The organism is Pontibacter toksunensis, from assembly GCF_042686245.1.
GTDB lineage: Bacteria > Bacteroidota > Bacteroidia > Cytophagales > Hymenobacteraceae > Pontibacter > Pontibacter toksunensis.
On the sequence record NZ_JBHUOX010000014.1, the window covers coordinates 68214 to 94525 of the forward strand.

Below are 26312 nucleotides of genomic sequence, written 5' to 3' on the forward strand. Positions count from 1 at the left end.
TTCCTCCATCAGGAAATTACATCATCCTGAATACTAATGAAAGATTTTTTTCCATATTCCTTTGTTTTAAGACCGAGGGGCTACAAAAGAGCAGAGAAAGCCTCAACTTTGCAACAGCCTTCCCAGTACACGATGCAATGGGTTTTACATCCCGGCTTACCGATTACGATTGAATTTTTATGCATACCATAGAACCGTTCTACAACTGGTTAGATAAATACTCCGCCGCCGAAGATCCGCGCTCGCCCCTTTTCGGGGCTGAGAACAACCTCCTGCAGTACACCAATACTATTTACGGGTACTATATACATCCCCAGTGGGATGACATTGAATCTGAAACGCTTTTCCTGAAAATACTGTACGCTGACTACGAGGCAGGCTTTGCCATCATTGAGTTTATAGGGGAGTGGAATGATGCGCTGCACAACGACATCATGCACCTGAAGCGCAACATCATTGACCCACTGGTAAATGAGGACATCTACCGGTTCATCATCATTGGGGAGAATGTTTTTAACTTCCATGGCTCCGACGACTCTTACTATGAGGAATGGTTTGAGGATATTGAAGATGGCTGGATAGCTGCGCTTGGCTTCCAGGAGTTTGTGGTGAGCGAAATGAAGAACTACAACATAGACTACTATATAAACTATGGCGGCACCCTGGATGATATACCTTGGCGCACATTTACACCTCAGCGCTTATATGCCCTTGTGAACGGCATGATTCAGAAGCGACTGGGGCCATAGAAGCAGGCGAACAAACAAAGACGGGGCCTCTTCAAGAGGCCCCGTCTTTGTTTGTTAATCAGATGCTCTGTTCGGTCCTAGCGGTCGATTTCTTCATCCACTTCGTCAGCCACTTTTTCAGCGGCCTCCTCTACTTCTTCTGCACCCTTCTCTGCTTTTCTTTCTGCAGAGGCACAGGAGGCAAAAGTCATAAGCCCGGAGGCTAACAGCAAATACATTATCTTTTTCATAAACGGTTTTGTTTTTACCCTAGCTTCATCTGAGACTAAATACAGCCCCAACCTGAAAGTTATACGAATGCAATCAGGAAAGGCTGCAAGTTGGTTTGGTAGCCATAAAAAAGCAGGAGGGCCAGCGATGCTGGCCCTCCTGCTTTTATCTACAATAGAATTGCGATGCTTACTCGATTTCTTCAGCGCCTTCTTCTACACCTTCCTCAACTTCTTCAGCACCTTCTTCCATTCCTTCTCCTACTTCTTCAGCACCTTCTTCTGTTCTGCTTTCTGTAGACTCGCATGAAGCAAAGGTAAATAACCCAGCTGCTAGCAGCATTAAAATCGGCTTTTTCATATTTGGTCAGTTTTAAATTGTTTTAAAGTTTCATTTGTCTCCTTCCTTCGTTTACTCAATAACGGCAGTTGTATCACGGTTGTCCTCCATGTCTTCCATCTCGTCGGCGCGCTCTTCAGCACTGTCTTCCAGTTCCTCTACTCTTTCGTCCTGCTCCTCCACTCTCTCTTCAGCAGGTGAGTCGCAGGAACCGAAGCCGAAAAGGCTAGCCAGCGCGAATGCAAAAAATGTTTTTTTCATAGATCCCAACTTTTGTTTTCATCAGTCTCTCACAGACTGTCTGTGCAGCGGGTGGTCCGGTAACACCGAATATCAGACTGATATCAAAAACGGATACGGCCGCCCCAGCATATAGTTTGTAAAATATACTCAAATTAAGAAGACACCCGGAAAAAGTATCCTTCCGTGTCGTCGGCTGAGTGCACACATGTGCATAGCATTGGTGCAGCCAACAGGCGCCACTCCTGCCCCCGTAAAAACAAAGTATGATAGAACCGCATCGTATTAAAAAGCAAAAAGGCGCAGACATCGTATGCCTGCGCCTCCAGCTTTGTCCGGAATTACTTTTTCCGGAATACTAAATTAATCGGAACACCCTCAAACCCGAAGTGCCTGCGGATACAGTTCTCCAGGTAGCGCTTGTACGGGTCCTTAATGTACTGCGGCAAGTTACAGAAGAATGCAAACGTCGGGTTGTGCGTGGGCAGCTGTGTTACGTACTTGATCTTCACAAACTTGCCTTTGATAGCCGGCGGCGTATTGCGCTCGATATCGGGCAGCAGCAGGTCATTGAGCTTAGACGTAGGTACTTTCTGCGTTTTGTTCTCGTACACCTCCATCGCCTTCTCCACCGCCTTCAGAATTCGCTGCTTCGTAACAACAGAAGTAAAGATGACAGGAATGTACTTAATAGGCGCAATGCGCTTCAGTATCTCCTCCTCAAACTCCTTTGTAGAGTGCGTGTCTTTCTCCACCAGGTCCCACTTGTTCACCAGTATCACAATGCCCTTGCGGTTCTTCTCGGCCAACGTGATGATATTCACGTCCTGCGACTCGATTCCGCGCGTGGCATCCAGCATCACGATGCACACGTCAGCATCTTCCAGGGCACGCACTGAGCGCATCACAGAATAAAACTCAATGTCTTCGCTTACTTTGCTCTTGCGCCGAAGTCCGGCCGTGTCTACAATGATAAACTCTTTTCCGAAGGCATTGTAGCGCGAATGAATTGCATCGCGGGTAGTACCTGCCTCGGGTGTTACAATGTTTCTGTCCTCACCCAGCAGCAGGTTCACAAACGAAGACTTACCTGCGTTCGGGCGGCCTAACACCGCCAACTTCGGGATGCCTGCATCCGGGTCTTCCACGCCTTCGTCTTGAAAATGCTTCACTACCGCATCCAGTAGCTCACCCGTGCCGGAGCCGTTTTGAGAGGAGACAGGGAATATTTCTTCGCCTATTCCCAGAGAGTAGAATTCGCCCATCTGGTTTGCACGCGCAGTGGTATCTGCTTTGTTGGCCACGATGTAAACAGGCTTGTCGGAGCGGCGCAACACATTCGCGAACTCCTCATCCAGGCCTGTTAAGCCGGCATCCACATCCACCATAAACAAAATAACGTCGGCCTCTTTTATGGCCAACTCCACCTGCTTGTTTATCTCCTCCTCAAAAATATCGTCGGAGCCGTGCACATAGCCGCCGGTATCGATTACGGTAAAATACTTACCAACCCACTGGCCGTGGCCGTAGCTCCTGTCTCTTGTAACGCCGCTCTCATTGTCCATAATCGCTTTGCGCTGGCCAATCAGACGGTTAAAAAGGGTAGACTTGCCCACGTTGGGGCGGCCTACAATTGCAATGATGTTTGTCGACATCGTAAAGAATAAAATAGTTAAAGTGCCCCCGGAGCACCGTGCCCCGAAGCTTTAGAGTATGACTGGTTTCTATTTTCGTACTGAAAATGATATAGTTAGAATCATACACTTTTGCTGTACGCCTACTTACTCGCTGTAACCGAAGCGCCGAAGCAGCTTTTGGTCAGTACGCCAGTTTTCGTTCACGCGCACATACAAATCAAGAAAAATCTTTTTCTGGAAAAACGCCTCCATGTCGATGCGGGCCTGTGTGCCTACTCTTTTCAGTGCTTCGCCTTTGTTTCCAATCACAATGCCTTTCTGGCTGCGGCGCTCCACACTTATCTCAGCGCGTATGCGGATGATGTCTTCTTCTTCTTTAAACTCCTCTACCACCACTTCGCAGCTGTAGGGAATTTCCTTTTTGTAGTTGAGGAAAATTTTCTCCCGGATCATCTCCGACACAAAGAAACGCTCCGGCTTGTCAGTCAGTTCATCTTTCGGAAAATAAGGTGGATGCGCTGGCAGGTAGTGCAGCAGGCGTGCGAACAAATGCTCCAATCCGAAACCATGCAGCGCCGAGATAGGCAGTATTTCAGTTGGCTGCATCTTCTCCTCCCAGTAAGCCACTTTTTCATGCAGCTCCTCTTCTGTAGTCTGGTCTATCTTGTTAATAAGTAGCAGAATAGGCACTTCCGCATGCTGCAGGCGTTTGATTACATCATCCTCATCGTGCTTTTCATAGATGTCCGTAACAAATAGGATCACATCGGCATCTTCGAGCGAAGTACGCACAAAACTCATCATCGACTCGTGCAGGGCGTATTGCGGTTTAATGATGCCGGGAGTGTCAGAATACACAACCTGGAAGTCATCTCCGTTCAGGATGCCCATAATACGGTGCCGCGTAGTTTGCGCCTTCGAAGTGATGATGGAGAGTTTCTCCCCCACCAGCGCGTTCATCAGCGTGGATTTACCTACGTTCGGCTTGCCCACGATACTTACAAAACCAGCTTTATGTGATGTTTCGGCCATACGCTAAAATTTGAGGTTGCAAAAGTACTTCTTTATTACGGATAAATAGCGATGCCTGAATAATTGATACACAGATTGATAGAATAATTGTGCGTAAGGAGAGGGAAAACTTGTTTGTGCCTTCTAGCGTGCACGGCTGCTCCGCCAGACGCTCGCAGGAGTTGCGCACACTGCGAGGTCTAAGCCAGCTTAAGAGTTTATAGGTTTTTTATCTTTCCAAAACAGCTGAACAATTCCGGTTCCAGCTGCTTTAACAGTGATGATGTCAGCTCTATGAGCCATAGAAGCTTTAGATAAAAACAAACAAATTATACTTCGTATCTTTGAATTTGAAAAGCATTGAAGATAAATGAGTAAGAAAGCCACTGGTAAAATAGGCGTTCTGCTGGTGAACCTCGGTACTCCGGACAGCCCTAACACACCTGATGTAAGAAAGTACCTGCGTGAGTTCCTGCTGGATAAACGCGTGATTGATATACCTGCCGTTGCGCGCTATGCCCTGATCAACGGTATTATTGCTCCCTTTAGGGCGCCTAAATCAGCAAAGGTTTACAAGGAGCTTTGGACCGAAAGAGGGTCTCCGCTGCTTTTCCACGGCCTTGACCTCCAGAAAAAGCTGCAGGCAATGCTTGGAGACCGCTACCATGTGGCCTTCGGAATGCGCTACCAGAGCCCGAGCATTAAGTCTGCATTAGATGAGTTGCAGGAGCAGAGTGTAGACCGCATCATCGTGCTGCCGCTTTTCCCGCAGTATGCCTCAGCCTCTACCGGCTCTGTACAGGATAAGGTTATGGAACTTGTAAAGGATTGGTGGGTTATTCCAAGCATCAACTTTATCTCCAGCTTCTGCGATGATCCGGGCTTTATCAACTCTTTTGCGGAGTTGGGCAGGCAGCATATGGCCCAGGACAACTATGACCATGTCATCTTCAGCTACCATGGGCTTCCGGAGCGACAGGTGCTAAAGGGCAGCGACAAAGGCTATTGCCAGTTGGGGGCCTGCTGCAATACCTATAACAAACGCAACAAGTACTGCTACCGTGCTGCCTGCTTCGCCACCTCCAGGTTACTTGCTGAAAAGCTGGGCCTGCGCGAAGACCAGTACACCGTTACGTTCCAGTCGAGGTTACTGAAAGACCCGTGGCTGCAGCCTTATACCGATGAGGTGCTGAAAACGCTTCCTGCTAAGGGTATAAAAAAAGTACTGGCCTTTAGCCCTGCCTTCGTAGCGGACTGCTTAGAGACTACCATAGAAGTAGGTGAGGAATTCAGGGAAATGTTCATGGAAGCTGGCGGCGAGAAATGGCAGCTGGTAGAAAGCCTAAACTCCGAGCCAATGTGGGTGGAGGCCGTAAAGGAAATGGTGCTGCAGTATTAATAGTTAATTGTTAAATGGCTGGATTGTTAAATGGCTGGACTGAAAAGAATATAAGTTTATTTCAGCCATTTCACAATTGAACCATGCAGCCATTCTGAAATTCAGGAACTAAGCAGCACCTTAATCCGCTTGAAATCAACGCCAAAATCTGAGGTGGCATCGGCATAGATTGTTATCTTGTGAAGTAATTGCTCCGCATCTGCTTCTACAATCAGGCTGTCGCGGTAAGCGGACTTGATAAAGCCTTCGGCTACAGCATGGTCTATCATCTCCATGAATTTGTTGTAGTAGCCGTTCACGTTATAGAAAGCAACAGGCTTACGGATGATGCCTAACTGATTCCATGTGATGATTTCGTTCACTTCATCAAGTGTACCGAAGCCACCGGGCATGGCGATAAAAGCATCTGAACGGGCAGCCATCAAGGCCTTTCGCTCATGCATGGTCTGAACTACGTGTAATTCCGTTAGACCCACATGCGCAACTTCCCTGTCCACGAGGCTTTGCGGTATCACCCCGATGGCCTGACCACCTCCTGCCAACACAGCGTCAGCTATGGTGCCCATCAGACCTACCTTACCACCTCCAAAAACTAATGCTATACTTTGCGCTGCCATTAAACTGCCCAATGTTGCGGCTGTCTCCCGGTATACCTCTCCCTGGCCGTAGTTTGCTCCGCAGAAAACACCTATACTTTTCATATTATACTTTTATTTGAATGTCATACAGAATAAAGAAAGGCTCCAGCATTGCTGCTAAAGCCTTCATGTGTGAAACAACAGCCTAGTTTTAAACTGGCATCTTCTTATACATTTTGGCCAATGTCTCAGCGGCAAAATCAATCTCCTCCGGCGTGTTATACTTACTGAAAGAGAAACGGACAGAGCCGCGCTCCGGATCACAGCCCAAAGCACGCAGCACATGCGAGCCGGTGTTGGCACCACTGCTGCAGGCGCTACCGCCGGAAACTGATATTTTGTTGATGTCCAAGCTAAAGAGCAGCATCTCATTAATGTCAGAGGCAGGCAGGCTTACGTTCAGTACCGTGTACAGGCTTTTGTCTCCATACTCCGACATGCCGTTGAAACTGATATCTTCCATCTGCTCTTTCAGCTTGTAAATCATCCTGTCCTTCAGGCCCTGTATATGGCGCTGGTGCTCCTCCATATCGCGGCAGGCAATTTCCAGGGCCTTAGCCAGGCCAATAATGCCATACACGTTCTCGGTGCCGCCGCGCATGTTACGCTCCTGCGCCCCACCCTGAATGAGCGGCTGAATTTTCACTCCGGCATCTGCATATAAAAAGCCCACCCCCTTGGGCCCATGGAATTTGTGCGCCGAACCCACAATAAAATTTGCGCCCAGGGCCTGCAGGTCGTGGTTATAGTGCCCCATTGTCTGCACGGTATCAGAATGGAAGATGGCGTTGTGCGCTTTGCAGATGCGCCCAATTTCCTCCACATTGTTCAGGTTACCGATTTCGTTATTTGCGTGCATCACAGACACCAGCGTTTGCGGCTGACTAACCAGTAGCGCCTCCAGGTGTTCCAGGTCCAGGTTGCCGCGCTCATCGTGGCGCAGGTAGCTTACCAGCACCCCCTCCTTCTCCAGCAGTTCCATGGTGTGCAGCACGGCGTGGTGCTCCAGCCTTGTGGAAATAGCATGCGTAAGGCCTAACGTGCGAACAGTGCTGAGGATAGCAGTATTGTCTGCCTCTGTCCCTCCTGAAGTAAAAAAAATCTCTGCAGGAGAAGTGTTCAGCAAGTTGGCTACTGTTCTTCGTGCTTTCTCGATTGCCGACCTCACCTCACGCCCATGCGAGTGTATAGAAGACGGATTACCAAAGTGCTCCAGCATATAGGGAGTCATGGCATCAAAAACCTCTTTATCCAGGGGAGTGGTGGCTGCATTATCTAAATAAACACGCATATAAATAAGATTATGATTCTGTTCTTTTTGAACTGTATAAGTATAAAAAAAATTGCGCCAGCAAAAGGAGTTACCTGTCTCCGCTGGCGCAATTATTACTTAAGCATTATAAGAAGGCAACAACACATAGACTTTAAGCTTTCTCAGAGATGATCTCTTTGATATCGGCAATAATTTTATTCGCCAGGTGCTCTGCCGTCGCATTACTGTCTGACTCTGCATAGATGCGGATGATAGGCTCCGTGTTAGACTTGCGCAGGTGCACCCACTCTTTATTGAACTCTATTTTCACGCCGTCAATGGTATTAACAGGCTGTTTCGCGTAACGGTCCTTCATCTGGCGCAATACATTATCCACATCCACCTCCGGCGTCAGCTCAATTTTATTTTTGGAGATGTAGTAATTCGGATAAGAAGCACGTAGGCGTGTCATACTGGTACCCGTTTTTGCTAAATGCGACAGGAACAGCGCAATTCCAACGAGGGCATCGCGCCCATAGTGCAGCTCCGGATAGATAATACCACCGTTACCTTCACCACCAATCACGGCGCTCTTCTCCTTCATCATGTTTACCACGTTCACCTCTCCAACGGCAGCGGCATAGTATTCGCCACCGGCTTTCTCCGTCACATCGCGCAGCGCACGGGTGGAGGACAGATTGGAAACAGTGTTGCCTTTCTGGTTTTTCAGCACATAGTCGGCTACGGCAACCAGCGTATACTCCTCACCGAACATACTGCCGTCTTCGTTTATCAGCGCCAGGCGGTCCACATCCGGGTCTACCACAATGCCCAGGTCATACTTGCCTTTCTCTATTATTTTCGAAATCTCGCGGAGGTTCTCTGGCAGCGGCTCCGGGTTATGGGCAAAATTGCCGTCCGGCTCACAATATAGCTTCTCGATCTTATTAACCCCTAAGGCCTCCAGCAGCATCGGCACAGCAATGCCCCCGCTTGAGTTCACGGCGTCGACAACCACACTGAAGTTCTTTGCCCTGATAGCCTCCACATCTACCAGCGGCAGCTCCAGAATAGCCTTTATATGTTTTTTAAGGGCAGTATCGCTCTGCTTATACTTGCCAAGGTCGTTTACCTGCGCAAATTCAAAAGACTCCTGCTCGGCAATTTCCAGCACCAGCTTGCCTTCCGCATCAGATATAAACTCTCCGTGTTGGTTCAGCAGCTTCAGCGCATTCCACTGTTTTGGGTTATGGCTGGCAGTAAGTATAATGCCACCGCCTGCTTTTTTCGCCGGCACCACCATTTCTACGGTAGGGGTTGTGGAAAGCCCTACATCTACTACATCTATTCCCAGCCCCTGCAGCGTGGCGCAAACCAGTTTGCTCACCATTTCACCGGAAAGGCGGGCATCACGGCCAACGATAATTTTCTTTATGCCGGTAGTCTGAAGCACCCAGGTACCGAAAGCAGCAGCGAATTTTACGACGTCAACAGGCGTGAGTCCTTCACCAGCCTGCCCACCTATCGTTCCACGTATTCCTGAAATTGATTTTATTAAAGCCACTTGTCCATCTTTTTTACGTAGGCAAAAGTAGTAATTAACTTATACTTTCAGAAGCTTTCGCCAGTTAATACTCAGCTATTCTGCCTCCTGTAGCTGTTCAGGCAGCTTGCCATTGTTTTTGTTATATTTGCCTTTATGAATAAGACTAGTTTAGACGATAGCCCGCGGGGCAAACAGTTAGAGGCCTTTAACCGCCTGCTCGACGTGATGGACGATCTCCGTGCGAAGTGCCCCTGGGACAGAAAGCAAACTGTTGAAAGCCTGCGCCACCTCACGATAGAAGAAACCTATGAACTTTCCGACGCTATCTTGAGAGCAGATATGCAGGAAATAAAAAAAGAACTGGGCGACGTGATGCTGCACCTGATCTTTTATGCGAAAATTGCCTCAGAGCAAAACGCATTTGATATAGCTGACGTTCTCAATGCACAGTGCGACAAGCTTATCTTCAGGCATCCACACATATACGGCGACACAAAAGCCGATACAGAGGAGGAGGTAAAGCAGAACTGGGAAAAACTCAAGCTAAAGGAGGGGAACAAATCTGTGCTCGGTGGCGTACCCTCATCGTTGCCCGCACTGGTAAAGGCTATGCGGATACAGGAGAAAGCCCGCGGTGCTGGCTTCGACTGGGACGACAAGTCGCAGGTGTGGGAGAAGGTGCAGGAGGAACTAAATGAGTTTGAAGCAGAGTTTAACGTAGCAGACACAGGAACAGTAGACCAGGAGAAAGCAAGCGCTGAATTCGGCGACCTGCTGTTTTCACTCATAAACTTTGCCCGCTTTGCCGACATTAACCCCGAGGAGGCACTGGAGCGCACAAACCTCAAGTTTATAGATCGCTTTCAGTATCTGGAAACAGAGGCGGCCAAAGATGGGAAGAAACTGCAGGATATGACACTGCCGGAGATGGACGTTTACTGGAACAAATCAAAAAAACGGTAAGCATGCAGGCGGTTCATCAGAAACATTGCGTATGTTTAAATCACTTTTTTTAAGTTTAAAAGATACAAATCATAACAATTTTACTTAAGTTAGTTGCTGCACATGCAACCATTTTCAGATAAATTGTTGTTACCCTAAAACCTTAACCACCCTACTTTCAACAACTTAAGCCCTTGTTACTAATAAATTTGCATTGCTTTTCCGGAGCAGCGCAGCAGTATAAGAGGCAGTAATTTCGCATAAAAAGATTGATGTTTATACTTTGACAATAGCTGGCCCGGAACATTTTTTTCAGGCAGAAGAGAGGCTAAGATTAGGAATTTCAAAAGAGAAAAGCTTAAATTAGTGAACTGAAGAGTCTAAATCTGATATTTTTTCAAAATATAGGCCCTGTTATAGTTTGAAAAATTGAGAAAAAGCAGAAATTGCAAATTCTATAAGAACTAAAAGCAACAGAATTACATTTCACATTTACACAAACAATTAATTACAACACAAACAGCTAAACTTTAAACTTTTAAAAAAATGGAAAAAAAGACTGCAGTAGTGAGCAAGAATGCTAATGTAGAACAAAAGGCAAGCCCGGTAGGTGGAATATTTGCATCAATAGTTATTCCACTATCTATCATAGTATGTGTGCTTATCTATATGTTTGTACTAGGTAACCCTGCAAACTTCGAAGGTGGTGATCCGGAAAGCCATCCACTTCCAGGCAACTACTTAGGCATTGTGTACAAAGGTGGTTGGGTAGTACCTATTCTGATGGCTCTTGTACTGATGGTATTTATCTTCGCTATTGAGCGAGCACTTACTATCAGCAAAGCAAAAGGAACAAAGAGTGTTGCCGGTTTCGTAAGAATTATCTCTCAGAAACTGAACCAGCGTGACATCAACGGCGCAATTGCTGCCTGCGACGCACAAAAAGGTTCTGTTGCGAACGTGGTAAAATCTGGTTTGCTGAAGTACAAGGAAATGCTGAATGAGCCTGAGTTGCTGAAAGCTGAGAAAATTGCTGCTATCCAGAAAGAAATTGAAGAGTCTACTTCTCTTGAACTTCCAATGCTGGAGAAAAACCTGGTAATTATTTCTACCATCGCCTCTATCTCTACACTCGTAGGTTTGATTGGTACGGTACTTGGTATGATTAAGGCATTCGCGGCTCTTGCACAAGGTGGCGCTCCAGATGCAGTAGGTCTTGCAAACGGTATCTCTGAGGCCTTGATTAACACAGCCCTTGGTATTACAGGTTCTGCGCTTGCTATCATTGCCTACAACTATTTCACTAGCAAAATCGACGAACTTACGTATAGCATAGATGAGGCTGGTTTCAGCATCATCTCTACTTTCGCGGCTCAGCACGATACTGCTCCCGTGAAAACTCAAACTGTATAGTTAACAGCATTCTAATTTAATAATATGCCTAAAGTAAAAGTAAAAAGAACCAAACCTTCATTGGACATGACTCCAATGGTTGACTTAGCCTTCTTGCTGGTTACTTTCTTTATGCTAACAACACAGTTTTCTCCGGAAGAGGCGGTGGTAGTGGATACCCCCTCCTCTGTCTCGGAGCTTATACTACCAGACACGAACGTAATCACAATAACGGTTGGTAACAACAACCGCGTGTTCTTCGGAGTAGATGGTCAGCAAACAAAGGAAGCATTATTAAACAAAATGGCAGGTAAGTATGGCGTTGGTTTCACAGAAGAAGAAATCAGAACCTTCACCCTGTTAACCAATTTCGGATTGCCAATAAACCAACTGAAGTCTTACCTGTCGATGGATCCATCTGCCCGTAAGAATGTAGAGCAAACAGGTATTCCAATTGATTCGACCAATAACGAGTTAGGTGACTGGGTATTACAGACGCGTTTAACTAATCCCAAAGTAGTTATTGCTATCAAAGGTGACCAAGACGCAGAATATTCAACTATACAGCGTGTTATCGACATTCTGCAGAACAAGAAAGTAAACAGGTTTAACCTGATTACCGATATGGAAGCAAAGCCAACGACACTGTAATCAGAAAGGAGAAAAGATATGGCAGAAATTCAAGAAAAAGCTGACTCCGGTAAAGGGGGTAAGAAAAGAGCCAAAAAGATGTCTGTCCATTTGGACATGACGCCAATGGTGGACCTTGCCTTCCTCCTGCTAACGTTCTTCATGCTTACAACCACCTTTAACAAGCCGCAGACCATGGAAATCAACATGCCTGTGGATCCTGATAACCCGGAAGAACAAATTGCGCTGAAGGCAAGTAATGCCTTGACAATTATTCTTGGTAAAGGCGACGATGTTTATTACTACTTTGGTCTAGCGGCAGACAATCCGACAGTAGAGGAGACAGATTACTCCGCAGCCGGCATCAGAAAAGTGTTGACCTCGCCCCAGGTAAAGTCTAATGACAAGATGACTGTGATGATCAAGCCAATGGAAGAATCGCGCTACAAAAACGTAGTGGATATTCTGGACGAGATAAAGATCACAGACACCAGAAAGTATGCATTGGTTGAATTCTCTGATGCAGACAAAGAATTATTATCCCAACAACAAATAGGACAATAAGATATGGACAGTAATTTAGCAGCTAAAGCATCGCTTGATGACATCGTCTTTGAAGGACGAAATAAAGCATACGGTGCCTATCTACTTCGAAGACTGTACAACAATCATATCACGAAAGCCGCTATCATTGCCACTGTATTGTTTCTGCTTTTTATCAGTATTCCACTGATTGCAAAGATGATACAAGGTGAGGAAGAGGTTGTGATGGATGATCGTATAATTACAGAAGTAGATCTACAACCACCGCCACCAATTGATGAGGCAACGCCGCCGCCGCCGCCGCCGCCGCCACCAGATCTTCCACCACCCCCACCACCAGTTCGTGCTACTGTTAAGTACACGCCACCGGTAGTAAAGCGGGATAACGAAGTAGTGGAAGAGGAGGAAATTCCGGATGTAGAAGTACTTGAGGAAGTGGATGCAGGCGTGGAAACCATAGAAGGAAGTAACGATGCACCAGTAGACCTCGGTGAAATAGATGGTACAAGCGATGTGGTAGCAGAAGTTGTAGAGGAGAAGCCTTACACGTATGTTGAGCAGATGCCTACTTTCCCTGGTGGAGAGAGCGAAATGCTGAAATACTTAGGTAAGAACATCCGATACCCTGCAGCTGCTCAGCGTGCCGGTATTGAAGGTATCGTGGTACTTTCTTTCGTAGTAAGCCGAACAGGTGAAATATCCGAAATCCAGGTAATTAAAAAGCTGGGTGGCGGTACCGACGAAGAAGCTGTACGCGTTGTGAAATCAATGCCGAAGTGGACACCAGGTAAGCAGAATGGTAGAACAGTACCTGTTCGCTATACCCTTCCGGTGCGCTACACAATCAAGTAAGCACATAATATAAAGAGAAGCCCAGTCAGAAATGACTGGGCTTTTTTTTGTGCCTTCTAAAATAAGTGCTCAGCATGCATACCAATTAATGTGAAAAGCGTATCTTATAAGAAGGAAACACAAAATTATGGTTCAGAAACAAAAACAACAATACAGATAAAATGAGATCCTAAAACTAAAATCGACAGCCCATGGAAAAGAGCTATTATCTAAGCAGAACCTTTAACAAAGTAGTGTTCGAAGGCAGAAACCAAGCATACGGCGCTTATGTGTTGCGCAGAACGTACGGCAAGCATATGGCACTGGCAGCTATTATAGCAACAGCAATTTTTTCAGGGGCACTGGTCGGACCGTTAGTGGAAAGCATATTTTTTGAAGAACCTGTAAGATATGTGAAGCCTGATGTAGTCATATCAGGTCCACTTATTATAATGCCGCCTCCGCCGAAGATGAAAGAACAGCCAAAAAAGGAGGTAACACCAGTGGCAGAACAGCTTGAGAAGAAGGTAGAAACAGTAAAACATGTTACGGCGAGAGTAGTAGAAGATAACTCACAAGAAGAAACGTCAACGATGGCGGACGTGGACCTCCTTAGTAAGCTGAATATTGGGAAGAACGATGTGAAAGGAGAAATTCCCGGGATACCAGGTGTCACAGTGGAGGATACACCACCCACAGACATGGGAATGGGGGGCACAGGCGAGGCGGTGGAGCCGCCAGCAGAATTCATTCATGTGGAGGAGATGCCAGAGTTTGTGGGAGGAGACAAGGCATTATTCGCTTACTTAAGCAAAAAGATGCGGTACCCATCAGAGGCACAGCGCGCAGGAGTAGAAGGCATTGTAGTAGTAACCTTTGTAGTTGCACCTAATGGAGCCATCACCAAAGCTGAAGTAGTGAAGGGGCTGGGATTTGGCACAGAGGAAGAAGCGCTCAGAGTAATAAGCAGCATGCCATACTGGAAGCCGGGAAAACAAAATGGCCGCACTGTACCGGTAAGGTATACCCTACCCATAAGGTTTAACATACAGTAAACTAAAGATGAAAGAGAAATGGCAGAGGCAACAAGCTTAGTTTTGTTAGCTTCTGCTTTCTTTTTATAAGCAATAGGTTTATTTTTATGGGTTAAACAATAAGCACGTCTGTAGAAACGTATAACATGCTGAGACCAAAAAGAGACAACAGAAAACCATCCGCAAATTTTTATAATAAGTTTGCCCGCATATTTGGCTTGTTAATGACATTGGTCTATGTGGCGCTTGGCCTGTTCATCATATTTGCCGGTGATAACCTAAACCTCAGCATTAGCGTTGAGGTAAGGTATTTTCTGGGTGCCATCCTAATATTGTATGGTATCGTACGATTTATAAGGGTATACCAAAGTTCCTCACGCAACAGAAACAACAGATATGAAGATTAGAGCATATACTACACTAGCATTGGCAGTAAGTATGGCAGGATTAGCCTCCTGCGGTAATTCTTCTGATACTACTTTAAGCACCCCCACCTCAGGAAACACAAATATCAGTGTAGATGAATCCTTCCAGCCTATTTTGGAATCACAGGTAGATACTTTTGAGGGAATTTACGAGCGTGCGAATATCGATGCTGCCTATAAACCGGAGGGGGAAGTTGTAAAAGAACTGATAAACGACAGCACCAGAATTGCGATACTGTCGCGGGAACTGACACCTGAAGAAGTAGCAACAATAGAGAAAAACAAACGTATACCACGCACTACCCGAATTGCAGTAGATGCTGTTGCCCTTATCACTAATCCAAATAACCCGGACTCCCTGTTAACCCTGGATGAAGTGAAAGACATTTTCAATGGCCGCGTGAAGAACTGGAATAAACTGGAAGAAGACACGAAACTAGGCGATATCACCATTGTGTTCGACAATAATAATTCAAGCACAGCCCGCTATGTACGGGACTCACTGACAACAGACAAGAAGCTTCCGCAAAACACGTTTGCCGCCAACTCACATCAAGCTCTTATTGACTATGTGGCGCAAAACGAAAATGCACTGGGCGTTATTGGCGTAAACTGGATCAGCGACCTTGACGACTCAACAGCCGTCAGCTTCCTGAACAAGATCAAAGTGGTGGGCATCAGCAAAGACCCTGCACCTCTAACAACAGAGAGCTTTTATCAGCCATACCAGGCTTACATTGCGCAACAGGCTTACCCACTTCGTCGTTACCTGTATGTAATTAGTACTGAAGGCCGTACAGGTCTTGGCACAGGATTTGCATCTTTTCTTGGAGGAGACCAAGGACAACGTATATTTTTAAAGTCGGGACTTGTGCCTGCCACAATGCCAGTGCGGGTTGTGGGATTAAGAAACTAAGAGAACGGCATAAAAATTGATAACAACAAAGCAACAAACAACTAAACTTTAATACTGATGACAAAAAACTGGAAGTATATTGCCCTTATGGCGGCTGCTTTTCCTGCTACTGCAGCTGTAGCTCAGACAGGAGATGCTGGTAGAAGAGCAGTTGACTTAGAGCGCTACGAAGAAGCAAAATCCATCTATAAGAGACAATTAGGTGACAGAAATTCTGATAACGCTTATTTTGCTCTGGGTGATATTTACTTAAAAACTGGAAAAACAGACTCAGCAGCTTATTACTTTAACCAAGGCATTGCAAACAACAAAAGGTCTTACATTAACCAGGTTGGCTTAGGAAAAATTGCTTTAGAGCAAGGAAACAGAGCACAAGCAGAGAAAGCGTTTAACGAAGCGCTGAGCGGCAGAGGTAAGAAAGATGCTTATGTGCTTGCCATGGTAGGTGATGCTTATGTAAATGCACCCAATGCTACAGAGGCCGACATCAACAAAGGTATTGCGTACCTGAAACAGGCTTTGGAGCGCGACAAAAACAACGCTTTAGCCAATGTTATTCTTGGAGATGCCTACCTGAAGCTGAAAAAAGGCGGAGAAGCCATGAGCAGCTATGACAGAGCCATCCAACTAGATGACAAGTATGCTACGGCTTACCTGAGAAGAGGCCAGCTTTATACCAGTTCCCGTAACTACAACGAGGCAGAAGAGGCTTTCAAAAAGGCAATAGAGATTGACCCTAACTTCGCTCCTGCTTACAGCGACCTAGGTGAGCTTTATTACTTCGCGGGCCAGTACGACCAAGCACTTTCTACTTTCCAGAAATATGTGGACATGGCAGAAAACACGCCTGAAACGCGTGCAAAATATGCTTCCTTCCTGTTCCTGACAAAGAACTACGAGAAAGCTTTACAAGAAGCAGAAGCAGTACTACAGACGCAGCCGGACAATACAGTAATGAATCGTTTGAGAGCTTACTCCTACATGGAGCTAGGCCAGCCGGAGAAAGCGCTGCAGGCAATTGAAAGCTATATGCAGAAGGTGGATCCAAGCAAGCTGATTGCTGAAGACTATGAGTATTATGGCCGTATCCTGAATAAAAACAACCAGCCAGCCAAAGCCATTGAAAACATGGAGAAGGCGCTGCAGATGAACGACGCGAACGTAGAACTTTATGCTGAACTGGCAAATGCTTATGCTAAGAATAACCAGTACGATAAGGCCATACAGGTTTATGAGAGAAAGCGTAAGAATGTAGAGCCAAGCAATGCTGACTATTACTACATGGGTAACATCTACATGATGGCCGGTGAGGAGAAAGCAGCAGCTAAAGATACGCAGGTAGCAAATGAGTTCTTTCAGAAAGCTGATTCAACCTATGGTAAGGTAACAGAAACAAATCCTACGTACGCTTACGGCCATCTGTGGAGAGCCCGAGCCAAGGCCAGCCAGGATCCTGAAACAGAACAAGGGTTGGCGAGACCTCACTATGAGGAATTCATCAAAATCGCTGGTGAAGATAAAGAAAAGTACAAGAGAGATTTAATTGAGGCTAACTCTTACCTGGGTTATTACTACTACCTGAAAGGGGAAAGAGATAACGCAACCAAGTACTGGCAGGAAGTAAAGGTGTTAGACCCTGCTAACCCTCAGGCAGATGCCGCTCTGAATGAAATAGGAAAAAGCGCGAAGAAGAAATAGTAATCGCCTATAAAAACAAAGAAGCCTGCTTAAGTTGAGCAGGCTTCTTTGTTTTTATAGGTGTTGTACTTTTATGCTAGCAAGCAAACATTCCCTTACAATGATACGTCCTTACCTGGTGGTAGAGGTTGCTTTGATAAAGAAAGTGGTGTATCACTGAAGCAAAAGAGCAGCATATAGAAAGAGCGAACACTACTTACTGCTGGTGTAGTTTCTTGCTAAGCTAAAATTTAAATTATATCATGCCTGAGCACGGAGGCTAATGGAGGCACTATTGGCCCTCATACAGCTCCCATTTCGCCAGCACTGCGACAAAGTCCTCAGGTAACTCCGTCTCAAATTGCATTACCTGCTTGCTAACAGGATGTTTAAATCCAAGAGATTTGGCATGCAGGGCCTGCCTTGGCATTAATTTAAATGCATTATCCACAAAAGCTTTATAGGTACCGGTGGGGGAACCGCTCAGGATTTTATCACCGCCATACATGGCATCAGAGAAAAGAGGATGCCCCAAGTACTTCATATGCGCCCGTATCTGGTGCGTTCTGCCAGTCTCCAGGTTGCATTGTATAAGCGAGACATACTTGAAACTGCGGAGTACCTTATAATGCGTTACAGCATGCTTTCCATAATCTCCTTCAGGATAAACGGCCATCACTCTCCTGTCTTTGGCACTACGCCCCACATGGCCTGTTACAGTACCTTTCTCTTCTTTCGGAACTCCCCAGACCAAAGCATAATAGGTGCGCTCAATACTATGGTTAAAAAACTGCTTTGCCAGGAAAGCCATGCTATAGTCTGTCTTGGCAATTACCAGTAGCCCGGAGGTGTCTTTATCAATACGGTGTACCAGGCCCGGTCTTCCCTCTCCGTTGCGTGAAGTGGGCAGGTTCTGGAGGTAATAGCTTAGTGCATTTACAAGCGTGCCGTTCCAGTTGTTATACGCCGGATGCACCACCATTCCCGCTGGTTTATTCACCAGGAGCAGTTCCTCGTCCTCATAGAGAATATCAAGTGGTATGTCTTCCGGCACAACGTCTGTGTCACGCGGGGGCTCTGCCAGAATGATCGTAATCAGGTCCTGAGGCTTTACCTTATAGCTGACCTTTACCGGCTTCTGGTTCACCTGCACCGACTCAGAGCGAATGGCGCTTTGCAGCTTGTTACGGGTTACGTTTGGCAAACGGTCCATCAGAAACTTGTCGAGGCGCAGCAGCGCCTGTCCTTTGTCCACTACAATACGGTGATGCTCGTAAAGCTCGTCAGAATCTTCTGTATTTTCTTCTGTTTCAGTATAGTCTATCACGTAAATCAGGTATACTAAAGGTGGTACAAAAAAAGAAAGCCGAAGTATACACAACGGCTTTCCTGTACTTATCAAGAAAAGTTAACTTACTATTTGTTCTTCTTCTTGGCGTTGGATTTTGCTGGAGCAGTAGTGGTAGTAGCTGCTGGCTTGGTTGCAGATGGCTCTGGTGTCTGCTGTGCTTTCGCAGGGTCAACACCTAACTTCTTCAGAACTATTGGAGAAATATCACCATCTTCCGGGCCAGCAAGCAGTGCCTGATTGCTGATAACGTAGGTATAGCCGTTCTCTTTTGCTACATCTTTGATAGCCTTGTCGATCTTAGCGATTACAGGGTCTACCAGAGACTTCTCTTTTTGCTGCAAAGAGGCCTGCGCACTACGCTGGAACTCCTGGATAGAGCTGTTCAGGTTCATCAACTCTTTCTCTTTGTCATCGCGCACTACCTTGTCCATTGTAGCGGCACCTTTCTCATATGCCTGCAGCTTGCTCTCATAATCTGCGTACTTAGTCTTCAGCTGGTTTTCCAGTTGTGTGCTGTGTGTTTTAAGCTCAGACTCGATTTGCTTGCTCTCCGGCATTTGCAGCAGGATGTATTCTACATTTGTATAACCAATTTTAAGCGGCTGGTTGCTGGTCTGTGCGAAAGACGCAAAGCTGATCAGTAAGAATGCTGCTACTAATGTTTTAATCTTGTTCATCATTGGTTGGATAATTAGTAAATTGTTAGTTTTAGTTAGTTATTAGACTTCTTTTTGCTTCCTTTTACAGGCTGACTTTCCTGTACTGGTTGTTGTTCCTCGGCACCTACATCCGGTAAGTTAGCCGGGTCATCTACTATACTATCACCGGGAGCCTGCCCCGGTTGATTTTTTTTGTCTGATGCCAGCCCCAGTTCCTCCAATACATACTCTGTATAGTCGTGCACCGGGTTCGTATAAATCATAACCAAATCGCCTGATTTATCAAACATCATTTGAACGCCTTTGGCCTTTGATACTTTCTCAACAGCTGTGAAGACTTCATCCTGAACCGGTCGCATTAACTCCTGCCTGCGCTTGAACATCATGCCCTCGTAACCAAAAACTTTCCGCTGGTAGTCACGCAGCTCGTTATCCTTTTTAGTTATTTCAGACTGTCTTTTTTTCTTCATCTGCTCTGTCAGCAGCACTTCTTCAGCTTTGTAATCCTGCTTCAGCTTATCTGATTCCTGCTGTAAAAGCTCTACTTCCTTTTGCCATGCAGCAGCATATTTGTCCATCTCCTGCTGCACTTTGGTAAAAGCCGGCATCTTGCCCAGGATAAAGTTTGAGTCAATATAGCCAATCTTCTGTGCATGCGAAACTGACGAAAACAAAAGGCATGCTACAAAGACAAACAAAAACTTTCTCATACTAATTCCTTTGTATTAACGTATCTGCTGTCCAATGATAAAGTGGAACATACCTCTTTTGCTGGTATCCCCACGGGTTCCCGGTGGCAAATCATCCAGTCTCCAGCCATAGTCAAACCCAAGCAAACCAAACGCAGACATAAAAATTCTGGCTCCTACACCCACTGAGCGGTAAAGCTTAAAAGGGTTGTATTGGCTGTAAGAACCAAAGTTATTACCTGCCTCCAGGAACGCCAGACCGTAAATCGTGGCGGCTGGGTTTGGTGAAATCAATTGACGCGCTTCTAACACAAACTTGTTATAAGCGATACCTCCCTGGTTAAGCAAACCTCCGCTCGTTGTGTTTACAACACTTTCATCTTCATAACCACGAAGACCGATATACTCCGTTCCCACAAAAATATTACCACCACCTAAACCAGAGCCACCTAGTTTAAATCTTTCAAACGGCCCGAGGGTATTGTCCTGGCTATAGGTTCCTAAGAATCCAAAGTGCGCTCGTGTATTCAATACCAAATTCCCTGCCAAGTTTATGAAGTAAGACGCATCGAACATCCATTTGTTAAATTCGATGTACTCAATCGGATCTAGGTCATTTGTCAGCAGCGAGTACGGCGGTGTCAGGTTCACACTCAGCGTAAATGAAGATCCTCTTCTAGGGAAAGTAGGATTATCAATGCTGGAACGTCCTAAGGTGTTTGTAAGCGATATACTGTTTGAAATGCCATCTATAATACCGCCAATGTTATAGTTACTTACATCATAGCGGTTGTAAGACAACGAGTGGTTCATGTAGAAGAAGTTATCCGGCCAGTTCAACCTTCTACCCAAACTTAGCGCTGCTCCATCTACATTTAGGCGACTTTCTTCCTCTGCACCAGGAAATCGTCTGATCGTTTTAAATAAGGAAACTGTCAGCGAGTTTGCCTTGCGTCCTCCGAGCCATGGCTCCGTGAAGGAAAGGGAGTATGACTGGTAATATTTACCGTTTGCCTGTATGTTTAGGGATAATCGCTGCCCATCGCCTGTGGGTACTGGGCTCCACTCGGAAGGGGTAAACATTTTCCGGGTAGAGAAATTGTTCAGGGTAAGGCCTACCGTACCCACAGCACCAATCGGACCACCCCAACCACCTGAAAGGCTTATCTGGTCATTAGGACGTTCTACTACGCTATAGTTAATGTCTACTGTACCCTCTGCCGGGTTCGGAATCGGGTTCAGGCCAATTGTCTCTGGGTCGAAATAACCGAGGGCAGCCAATTCGTTACGTGTTCTGATCAGGTCGTCGCGGCTGTACTTCTGCCCGGGCAGCGTGCGTATTTCGCGCAGAATTACGTGGTCACTGGTTTTATCATTCCCTGTGATGGTTATTTTGTTGATCGTAGCCTGCGGTCCTTCCGTTACGCGCATCTCCAAGTCAATGGAGTCTCCTTCCACCCGTACTTCAACTGGTTCGATGTTAAAGAATAGGTAACCATCGTTCTGGTACAAGGCAGACACATCTATACCTGCCGGGTTATAGTTCAGGCGCTTATCCAGTTCCTGTTTATTGTATACATCTCCTTTCGCAATACCCAGCACCCGCGACAGGTAAGCGTCATCGTAAATGTAGTTACCGTTCCAGGTAATGTTGCGGTAGTAGTACTGCTGGCCTTCATCTACTGTAATGCGGATGCCAAGCCTGTCTTCGCTGATGCGATATACACTATCTGAAACAATGGTGGCATCACGATAACCTTCTGTGCTATAAAAATCAAGCAGGGCCTGCTTGTCATTTTCGTACTCCGTCTTATTATATTTAGAAGAAGTGAAGATTTTATACCATCTCTTCTCTTTCGTCTTCTTCAGCTGGCGGCGCAGCTTTTTATCAGCGAATGCCTCATTGCCCTCAAAATTGATTTCGGCAATTTTGACCTTATTCCCCTTGTCTACATTGATGTTGAGCACCACACTGTTTGGCAGTGTGGGGTCGGGGCGCTGTGTAATGTTTATCTTGGCGTTCAGGAAACTCTTTTCGAGGTAATAATTGCGGATAACGTTGCGGGTGCTGTTCAGCACCGCATCCGTTACAATTTTACCCCGCTGCAACGGCACCTTATCACGCAGCGCTTCTGCCTGCGACTTGCCTATGCCTGAAAAACGGTATTCTGATAAGCGGGGGCGCTCCTTCAGGTCAAACGTAAGGAAGATAACGTCACCCTCTGTGCGGGCAAATACTTCCACATCACCCAGGATACCCTGCTGCCACAGCTTCTGAATAGCCCGGCTGATATCTTCTCCTGGTACTGTTATCTCATCTCCTTCTTTCAGGCCTATAACAGAAAGAAGCGCCACAGGCTCCAGGAACTTGGCACCGCTTATAGATACGCCACCAATGCGGTATTGCTTTGGCTCCGCATAATCTACCGGAGAGGTTTGAGCAGGATTGGTTAATACTTGAGAAGAGGCCGCATTTGCTAAAAGCAGAAGCACGAGCACCCAGATGCATCTTGTCATTAGTGTTATTATCACTTTATTATTTGTTCACTTGTCTTACCGAAGCGTCGCTCGCGGTTCTGATAAGATATTATTGCCTCATAAAGTTTCTCTTTCCTGAAATCAGGCCAAAGCAACTCTGTAATGTACAGTTCAGTATAAGCTAATTGCCACAAAAGGAAATTGCTGATGCGCTGCTCGCCACTCGTACGGATAAGCAGCTCGGGATCCGGCATACCTGCCGTAGACAGGTGGCTTGCTACAGTAGCCTCACTAATTTCATCAACCTTTAGCTGCCCCTGCTCCACTGCCCCTGCTACTTTCTGCATGGCTTGTGTAATGTCCCAGCGGCCACTATAGCTGAGGGCAAGCACCAGTGTCATGCGCGAATTCTGCTTTGTAAGCTCAATGGCTTCCAATAGCTCCCGCTGGCAAGCCTCTGGCAGGCTGGCTGTGTCGCCTATAGTTTGAAGACGGATGTTGTTTTTGTTAAGGGTAGCGGTTTCTTTCCGTATGGTAGATACCAGCAGGGTCATCAGCGCAGTTACTTCTGCCCTGGGCCGCGACCAGTTTTCAGTAGAGAAAGCATAAAGGGTCAGGTATTCCACCCCCAGCTCAGCTGCGCCTTCCACAGTGTCGCGCACTGCTTTGATAGCATTCTGATGGCCAAATATCCGCAGCCCTCCTCTTTGCTTTGCCCAACGCCCGTTACCGTCCATGATAACGGCTATATGCCTTGGTAAATTGCCTAAGTTTACTTTCTCCTTAAGATTCATCAAAATCCAATTTCCCCGCAAGTTACAAAAAGCATCATAAATTTATGAAACATTGCAACTTAATCTAAGAGACCGGGATTTTTCTTGTAGATGGGAGGGCAGTTATTGCGGTAGAAAGTGTAGGAAATACTGATGCCGTTGTAGTAGTACCAGTCGTTGTCGTGTGGGTTGGCAAGGTAAATCGGATCATCCTTTGACAGGGCGTCAAACCTATCCGTAAACATTTTACGGGCACCAAACTCCAGGCCCAGGTTCCAGTGCTTGCTCAGGGCATACTTTATCCCCAGGCCAAATGGCACTGAAACTCCGATTTTAGTATTAAACTGTTTATTAAGGCTGTTTCCTGTATCGCTACGGCCCTTGGTGTGCTCGTCTGAGTACAACTTTACATTGTATAACAAGCCTGCCACACCGATGAAGAGGTAAGGAGATATACGCGGTTTCTGCTTCGGGTCGTAGTAATCAAGGAAGTTATACTCCATTACCGCTGATAATTCTAAAAGACTCAGGCGGAGTTCTGTCTGGCGCCACGCATGGTACGGGCGATCGTCCGCATACGCCTCATCGCTGAAGGTATTATCATCCACAATACGGTGGCTGCCCGTGAGTCCGCCACGAAGCGTGATAGCGTTGGACATATCACGGCGGTAGAAAACCGTAAGCGCAGGCTGATTGTTTAGAAAGCGGTAATTAGGAGAAATTTCACCTTTGTAGTTTGCCCCACCAATGCCTATACCCAGTTCTGAGGTTGTGACTGGCTCTTTGGTTTGTGCGTAGGAAGCGTAGCCAAAAAAAGCACTCCCTATTTGCAGAATGAAACAAATAAGGAGTGCGCATTTAAAATTCTGTAATGCCATGTAATTATTAGCGGAGTTTAGTTGAACAACGAAAGGTTGCCAAAACTATTATCTAAACTTCGGACTTCTGATACGAGGTGTTAAAATATAGTTAAGCGTAATACCTGTGGTGATGTACCAATCATCGTCTGAGGCATTGCCTCGTTTGCTGTTGGCAGCAGTACCAAAGCCTGGAACAATTCTGTAAGGCGTTCCATTTGGGTCCGGAACAGTCGCAAAGCCAGACTCTCCGCTTCTGTCGTGGAGTATAGTTGCTGCAACCGGATTTTCGCTGCCACTGTTATTGTTGAGAAGGTCAGCTTTATTGGCAAAAGAGCCACTGGAATCATCCAGGTAATCTGTAAAGGTCTTTCTCCAACCTAATTCAATGTTCAGGTCCCAGTTTCTGTCGAGCTTGTAACGCACACCTAAACCAAAAGGAATAGATATCTGCACGCGGCTGTACGGCTCAGGATAGTTTCCGCCATCTACATACTGTCCTTCGGTACCCAATGGCTGTAGTTCATACCACCCTGTCGGGATGTCCTGAGCAGGAGACAAACCTTCGCGCACGCCGTTCTCATAGTATGCTTTCGGGTTATGATGGAAAACAGCTACCCCAAAAAAGCCATAAGGCACAAAATCCGGTCGACGTGCATATGTCTGACGGTTCTCGAACAGGTCGATAATGGCGACAGCACTTAATTCTTTGATATCGTTCCTGAAAGAGAGATTCCGCATGAAGCGGCCGGCATTCTCACCTTCATCCAGGGAAGCACTCAGCCTGTCATCACCCATAATGCGCCCCCAGTGGAAAGAGCCCCTGAATGAAACACGTGGATAATAACGATAGGTATAGCTGATACCTACGTTCGGGCGCGTGGACTTGAAACGGAAACTTGTAAAATCCGGTTCCGGTACAATATCACCGAAGTAGTTCATTGCACCTAATGTCAGCCCGATTGACTTGTACCGCTTACGTAAAGTGAAACGCTGCGCTTCGGCATCAATGGCAACAAGGGTAAGCGTAAAAACAAGCAACAGAACAAGGGTACAAAATCTCTTCATAGCAATCAAAATCTAAAATACGGTATCAGTTGTTTTCACTCAGACTCATAAAGATGCAAGTTAACCCGAGTTATGACAAAAATAAGGATAAATCTGAATTTCGTAAAATATATTACATATATTTAATATTACTTTATCATATTGTTTCGCTTATCTAATCCCCAGCTCAGCTTACTCCGCAGCGTTGTGAGAAAATTAACATGGTGTAGCTTCACAAGCCTGGCTGCGAAGTTCTCGCGCCTTACAGCCAGCTGCACGTTCATATCAACAGGAGTTGAACGGGAATCGAGGGAAGCGAGGTAACTGCTACTGCGGCCTTCCACTTCAAAAGATATTACACTCCTGTCTGACACGATCATGGGCCGGACATTCAGGTTATGTGGACATACGGGTGAGATCACAAAATTGTTAGTTTGGGGCAGCACCAGGGGGCCTCCGCAGCTAAGAGAGTATCCGGTAGATCCTGTTGGCGTTGCAACAACCAAACCATCAGCCCAATAGGAATTCAGGTACTCTCCATCAATGTATGTGTGCACCACTATCATGGCTGAGGTGTCGCGTTTCAGCACGCTGAACTCATTCAGACCAAAGTTAATGCCGTCGAAGACTTCCTGATCGGAATCAACGCGTATCAGCGCCCTGTCGTCCAGAGTATAGTGCCCTTTGTAGAGGGCATCCAGTGCAATGTTAATGCTGTCGTAGGGTATGGTAGCCAGAAAACCCAACCGACCGGTGTTAATCCCCAGGATGGGAATCTGCTGCTCTCCCACATAGGTCACTGTGTCAAGCAGCGTACCGTCGCCCCCAATGCTGAGCACCACATCCACGCCATCCAGCTTATCGCCCCTGTTAAAGGTCTCGATGCTGGTGGCCAGGTTGATTGTATTTTTCAGGAACAGGTGAAAGTGCTCCACCAGTAACAAGTCTGCCTTCCGCCGCTGAAGCTCATCAAAGAGCATCTGGATGAAAGGTGCGATGGTATCACTGAAAGGCTTGCCTAGTATAGCTATTCTCATCTTTTTTAGG

The 26312-nt window shown here is 46.3% G+C and carries 26 protein-coding genes; 10 read left to right on the forward strand and 16 right to left on the reverse strand.

Going from position 1 to position 26312, the window contains the following annotated elements; all coding sequences use genetic code 11:
• Nucleotides 1–179: 179 nt before the first annotated feature.
• Nucleotides 180–749, forward strand: a complete 570-nt coding sequence (locus ACFS7Z_RS17565; RefSeq protein ID WP_377487355.1) for a hypothetical protein — start codon at nucleotides 180–182, stop codon at nucleotides 747–749.
• Nucleotides 750–826: 77 nt separating this feature from the next.
• Here ACFS7Z_RS17565 and ACFS7Z_RS17570 read toward each other — a convergent pair whose 3' ends face one another.
• The 5 genes from ACFS7Z_RS17570 to era all read right to left on the reverse strand — a co-directional run bounded on the left by ACFS7Z_RS17570 (nucleotide 827) and on the right by era (nucleotide 4207).
• Nucleotides 827–979 carry a hypothetical protein gene (locus ACFS7Z_RS17570; RefSeq protein WP_377487357.1) on the reverse strand — a complete coding sequence of 51 codons (153 nt, stop codon included), beginning with the start codon at nucleotides 977–979 and terminating at the stop codon, nucleotides 827–829.
• Nucleotides 980–1148: 169 nt separating this feature from the next.
• A complete protein-coding gene (locus tag ACFS7Z_RS17575; RefSeq protein ID WP_377487358.1) occupies nucleotides 1149–1319 on the reverse strand; it encodes a hypothetical protein in 171 nt (56 codons plus the stop codon).
• A gap of 51 nt (nucleotides 1320–1370) precedes the next feature.
• Entirely contained in the window at nucleotides 1371–1559 is a 189-nt protein-coding gene (locus ACFS7Z_RS17580) for a hypothetical protein (protein ID WP_377487359.1), read from the reverse strand.
• Between the two features lie 320 nt (nucleotides 1560–1879).
• On the reverse strand, nucleotides 1880–3193 hold the full coding sequence (der, locus tag ACFS7Z_RS17585) for a ribosome biogenesis GTPase Der (protein ID WP_377487360.1): 1314 nt from the start codon (nucleotides 3191–3193) through the stop codon (nucleotides 1880–1882).
• Between the two features lie 126 nt (nucleotides 3194–3319).
• Nucleotides 3320–4207: a GTPase Era gene (gene era / locus ACFS7Z_RS17590; RefSeq protein WP_162053631.1), complete on the reverse strand. Its 888-nt coding sequence runs from the start codon at nucleotides 4205–4207 to the stop codon at nucleotides 3320–3322.
• Between the two features lie 349 nt (nucleotides 4208–4556).
• Here era and hemH point away from each other — a divergent pair, with 349 nt between their 5' ends.
• Nucleotides 4557–5585: a ferrochelatase gene (gene hemH / locus ACFS7Z_RS17595; protein ID WP_377487361.1), complete on the forward strand. Its 1029-nt coding sequence runs from the start codon at nucleotides 4557–4559 to the stop codon at nucleotides 5583–5585.
• 101 nt (nucleotides 5586–5686) lie between these two features.
• On the opposite strand, the gene ACFS7Z_RS17600 is transcribed toward hemH, so the two are convergent.
• The 3 genes from ACFS7Z_RS17600 to glmM all read right to left on the reverse strand — a co-directional run bounded on the left by ACFS7Z_RS17600 (nucleotide 5687) and on the right by glmM (nucleotide 9039).
• Nucleotides 5687–6286, reverse strand: coding sequence for an LOG family protein (locus ACFS7Z_RS17600; protein WP_377487362.1), 600 nt, complete (start codon nucleotides 6284–6286; stop codon nucleotides 5687–5689).
• Between the two features lie 88 nt (nucleotides 6287–6374).
• Nucleotides 6375–7514 (reverse strand): cysteine desulfurase family protein, encoded by a 1140-nt coding sequence (locus ACFS7Z_RS17605; protein ID WP_377487364.1) that lies wholly within the window; start codon nucleotides 7512–7514, stop codon nucleotides 6375–6377.
• Between the two features lie 133 nt (nucleotides 7515–7647).
• Entirely contained in the window at nucleotides 7648–9039 is a 1392-nt protein-coding gene (glmM, locus tag ACFS7Z_RS17610) for a phosphoglucosamine mutase (protein WP_377487366.1), read from the reverse strand.
• 135 nt (nucleotides 9040–9174) lie between these two features.
• On the opposite strand from glmM, the gene mazG reads away from it, so the two are divergent.
• The 8 genes from mazG (at nucleotide 9175) to ACFS7Z_RS17650 (ending at nucleotide 17432) form a co-directional block, all read left to right on the forward strand.
• Nucleotides 9175–9984, forward strand: coding sequence for a nucleoside triphosphate pyrophosphohydrolase (gene mazG, locus ACFS7Z_RS17615; protein WP_377487368.1), 810 nt, complete (start codon nucleotides 9175–9177; stop codon nucleotides 9982–9984).
• A gap of 525 nt (nucleotides 9985–10509) precedes the next feature.
• On the forward strand, nucleotides 10510–11376 hold the full coding sequence (locus ACFS7Z_RS17620) for a MotA/TolQ/ExbB proton channel family protein (protein WP_377487370.1): 867 nt from the start codon (nucleotides 10510–10512) through the stop codon (nucleotides 11374–11376).
• 24 nt (nucleotides 11377–11400) lie between these two features.
• A complete protein-coding gene (locus tag ACFS7Z_RS17625; RefSeq protein ID WP_377487372.1) occupies nucleotides 11401–12006 on the forward strand; it encodes an ExbD/TolR family protein in 606 nt (201 codons plus the stop codon).
• Nucleotides 12007–12024: 18 nt separating this feature from the next.
• Complete coding sequence (locus ACFS7Z_RS17630; RefSeq protein WP_377487374.1) at nucleotides 12025–12549, forward strand: ExbD/TolR family protein; 525 nt, start codon at nucleotides 12025–12027, stop codon at nucleotides 12547–12549.
• 3 nt (nucleotides 12550–12552) lie between these two features.
• Nucleotides 12553–13380, forward strand: coding sequence for an energy transducer TonB (locus tag ACFS7Z_RS17635; protein WP_377487376.1), 828 nt, complete (start codon nucleotides 12553–12555; stop codon nucleotides 13378–13380).
• Nucleotides 13381–13571: 191 nt separating this feature from the next.
• Nucleotides 13572–14414: an energy transducer TonB gene (locus ACFS7Z_RS17640; RefSeq protein WP_377487378.1), complete on the forward strand. Its 843-nt coding sequence runs from the start codon at nucleotides 13572–13574 to the stop codon at nucleotides 14412–14414.
• A gap of 375 nt (nucleotides 14415–14789) precedes the next feature.
• Nucleotides 14790–15734: a PstS family phosphate ABC transporter substrate-binding protein gene (locus tag ACFS7Z_RS17645; RefSeq protein ID WP_377487380.1), complete on the forward strand. Its 945-nt coding sequence runs from the start codon at nucleotides 14790–14792 to the stop codon at nucleotides 15732–15734.
• 57 nt (nucleotides 15735–15791) lie between these two features.
• Nucleotides 15792–17432, forward strand: a complete 1641-nt coding sequence (locus tag ACFS7Z_RS17650) for a tetratricopeptide repeat protein (protein WP_377487382.1) — start codon at nucleotides 15792–15794, stop codon at nucleotides 17430–17432.
• A 271-nt stretch (nucleotides 17433–17703) separates the two neighbouring features.
• On the opposite strand, the gene ACFS7Z_RS17655 is transcribed toward ACFS7Z_RS17650, so the two are convergent.
• The 8 genes from ACFS7Z_RS17655 to ACFS7Z_RS17690 all read right to left on the reverse strand — a co-directional run bounded on the left by ACFS7Z_RS17655 (nucleotide 17704) and on the right by ACFS7Z_RS17690 (nucleotide 26302).
• Complete coding sequence (locus tag ACFS7Z_RS17655; RefSeq protein ID WP_377487384.1) at nucleotides 17704–18738, reverse strand: RluA family pseudouridine synthase; 1035 nt, start codon at nucleotides 18736–18738, stop codon at nucleotides 17704–17706.
• A gap of 89 nt (nucleotides 18739–18827) precedes the next feature.
• On the reverse strand, nucleotides 18828–19442 hold the full coding sequence (locus ACFS7Z_RS17660) for an OmpH family outer membrane protein (RefSeq protein ID WP_377487386.1): 615 nt from the start codon (nucleotides 19440–19442) through the stop codon (nucleotides 18828–18830).
• A 32-nt stretch (nucleotides 19443–19474) separates the two neighbouring features.
• Entirely contained in the window at nucleotides 19475–20131 is a 657-nt protein-coding gene (locus tag ACFS7Z_RS17665) for an OmpH family outer membrane protein (protein ID WP_377487388.1), read from the reverse strand.
• A 15-nt stretch (nucleotides 20132–20146) separates the two neighbouring features.
• Nucleotides 20147–22627 (reverse strand): outer membrane protein assembly factor BamA, encoded by a 2481-nt coding sequence (bamA, locus tag ACFS7Z_RS17670; protein ID WP_377487390.1) that lies wholly within the window; start codon nucleotides 22625–22627, stop codon nucleotides 20147–20149.
• Between the two features lie 11 nt (nucleotides 22628–22638).
• Nucleotides 22639–23382: an isoprenyl transferase gene (locus tag ACFS7Z_RS17675; RefSeq protein WP_377487392.1), complete on the reverse strand. Its 744-nt coding sequence runs from the start codon at nucleotides 23380–23382 to the stop codon at nucleotides 22639–22641.
• 59 nt (nucleotides 23383–23441) lie between these two features.
• Nucleotides 23442–24239, reverse strand: coding sequence for a type IX secretion system protein PorG (porG, locus tag ACFS7Z_RS17680; RefSeq protein ID WP_377487394.1), 798 nt, complete (start codon nucleotides 24237–24239; stop codon nucleotides 23442–23444).
• 48 nt (nucleotides 24240–24287) lie between these two features.
• Entirely contained in the window at nucleotides 24288–25286 is a 999-nt protein-coding gene (locus ACFS7Z_RS17685; RefSeq protein ID WP_377487396.1) for a DUF6089 family protein, read from the reverse strand.
• Between the two features lie 128 nt (nucleotides 25287–25414).
• Nucleotides 25415–26302, reverse strand: a complete 888-nt coding sequence (locus ACFS7Z_RS17690) for an NAD kinase (RefSeq protein WP_377487398.1) — start codon at nucleotides 26300–26302, stop codon at nucleotides 25415–25417.
• Nucleotides 26303–26312: the final 10 nt, after the last annotated feature.

Bases quoted from the DNA above. Each gene is read 5' to 3' on its own strand.
- ACFS7Z_RS17605 (WP_377487364.1), bottom strand. From the start codon at position 7,514: ATGCGTGTTTATTTAGATAATGCAGCCACCACTCCCCTGGATAAAGAG.
- ACFS7Z_RS17645 (WP_377487380.1), top strand. From the start codon at position 14,790: ATGAAGATTAGAGCATATACTACACTAGCATTGGCAGTAAGTATGGCA.
- ACFS7Z_RS17620 (WP_377487370.1), top strand. From the start codon at position 10,510: ATGGAAAAAAAGACTGCAGTAGTGAGCAAGAATGCTAATGTAGAACAA.
- ACFS7Z_RS17580 (WP_377487359.1), bottom strand. From the start codon at position 1,559: ATGAAAAAAACATTTTTTGCATTCGCGCTGGCTAGCCTTTTCGGCTTC.
- ACFS7Z_RS17660 (WP_377487386.1), bottom strand. From the start codon at position 19,442: ATGATGAACAAGATTAAAACATTAGTAGCAGCATTCTTACTGATCAGC.
- ACFS7Z_RS17685 (WP_377487396.1), bottom strand. From the start codon at position 25,286: ATGAAGAGATTTTGTACCCTTGTTCTGTTGCTTGTTTTTACGCTTACC.
- ACFS7Z_RS17665 (WP_377487388.1), bottom strand. From the start codon at position 20,131: ATGAGAAAGTTTTTGTTTGTCTTTGTAGCATGCCTTTTGTTTTCGTCA.
- ACFS7Z_RS17630 (WP_377487374.1), top strand. From the start codon at position 12,025: ATGGCAGAAATTCAAGAAAAAGCTGACTCCGGTAAAGGGGGTAAGAAA.
- era (WP_162053631.1), bottom strand. From the start codon at position 4,207: ATGGCCGAAACATCACATAAAGCTGGTTTTGTAAGTATCGTGGGCAAG.
- bamA (WP_377487390.1), bottom strand. From the start codon at position 22,627: ATGACAAGATGCATCTGGGTGCTCGTGCTTCTGCTTTTAGCAAATGCG.
- hemH (WP_377487361.1), top strand. From the start codon at position 4,557: ATGAGTAAGAAAGCCACTGGTAAAATAGGCGTTCTGCTGGTGAACCTC.
- der (WP_377487360.1), bottom strand. From the start codon at position 3,193: ATGTCGACAAACATCATTGCAATTGTAGGCCGCCCCAACGTGGGCAAG.
- ACFS7Z_RS17625 (WP_377487372.1), top strand. From the start codon at position 11,401: ATGCCTAAAGTAAAAGTAAAAAGAACCAAACCTTCATTGGACATGACT.
- ACFS7Z_RS17640 (WP_377487378.1), top strand. From the start codon at position 13,572: ATGGAAAAGAGCTATTATCTAAGCAGAACCTTTAACAAAGTAGTGTTC.
- porG (WP_377487394.1), bottom strand. From the start codon at position 24,239: ATGGCATTACAGAATTTTAAATGCGCACTCCTTATTTGTTTCATTCTG.
- ACFS7Z_RS17565 (WP_377487355.1), top strand. From the start codon at position 180: ATGCATACCATAGAACCGTTCTACAACTGGTTAGATAAATACTCCGCC.
- mazG (WP_377487368.1), top strand. From the start codon at position 9,175: ATGAATAAGACTAGTTTAGACGATAGCCCGCGGGGCAAACAGTTAGAG.
- ACFS7Z_RS17650 (WP_377487382.1), top strand. From the start codon at position 15,792: ATGACAAAAAACTGGAAGTATATTGCCCTTATGGCGGCTGCTTTTCCT.
- ACFS7Z_RS17690 (WP_377487398.1), bottom strand. From the start codon at position 26,302: ATGAGAATAGCTATACTAGGCAAGCCTTTCAGTGATACCATCGCACCT.
- ACFS7Z_RS17635 (WP_377487376.1), top strand. From the start codon at position 12,553: ATGGACAGTAATTTAGCAGCTAAAGCATCGCTTGATGACATCGTCTTT.
- ACFS7Z_RS17570 (WP_377487357.1), bottom strand. From the start codon at position 979: ATGAAAAAGATAATGTATTTGCTGTTAGCCTCCGGGCTTATGACTTTT.
- ACFS7Z_RS17675 (WP_377487392.1), bottom strand. From the start codon at position 23,382: ATGAATCTTAAGGAGAAAGTAAACTTAGGCAATTTACCAAGGCATATA.
- ACFS7Z_RS17575 (WP_377487358.1), bottom strand. From the start codon at position 1,319: ATGAAAAAGCCGATTTTAATGCTGCTAGCAGCTGGGTTATTTACCTTT.
- ACFS7Z_RS17600 (WP_377487362.1), bottom strand. From the start codon at position 6,286: ATGAAAAGTATAGGTGTTTTCTGCGGAGCAAACTACGGCCAGGGAGAG.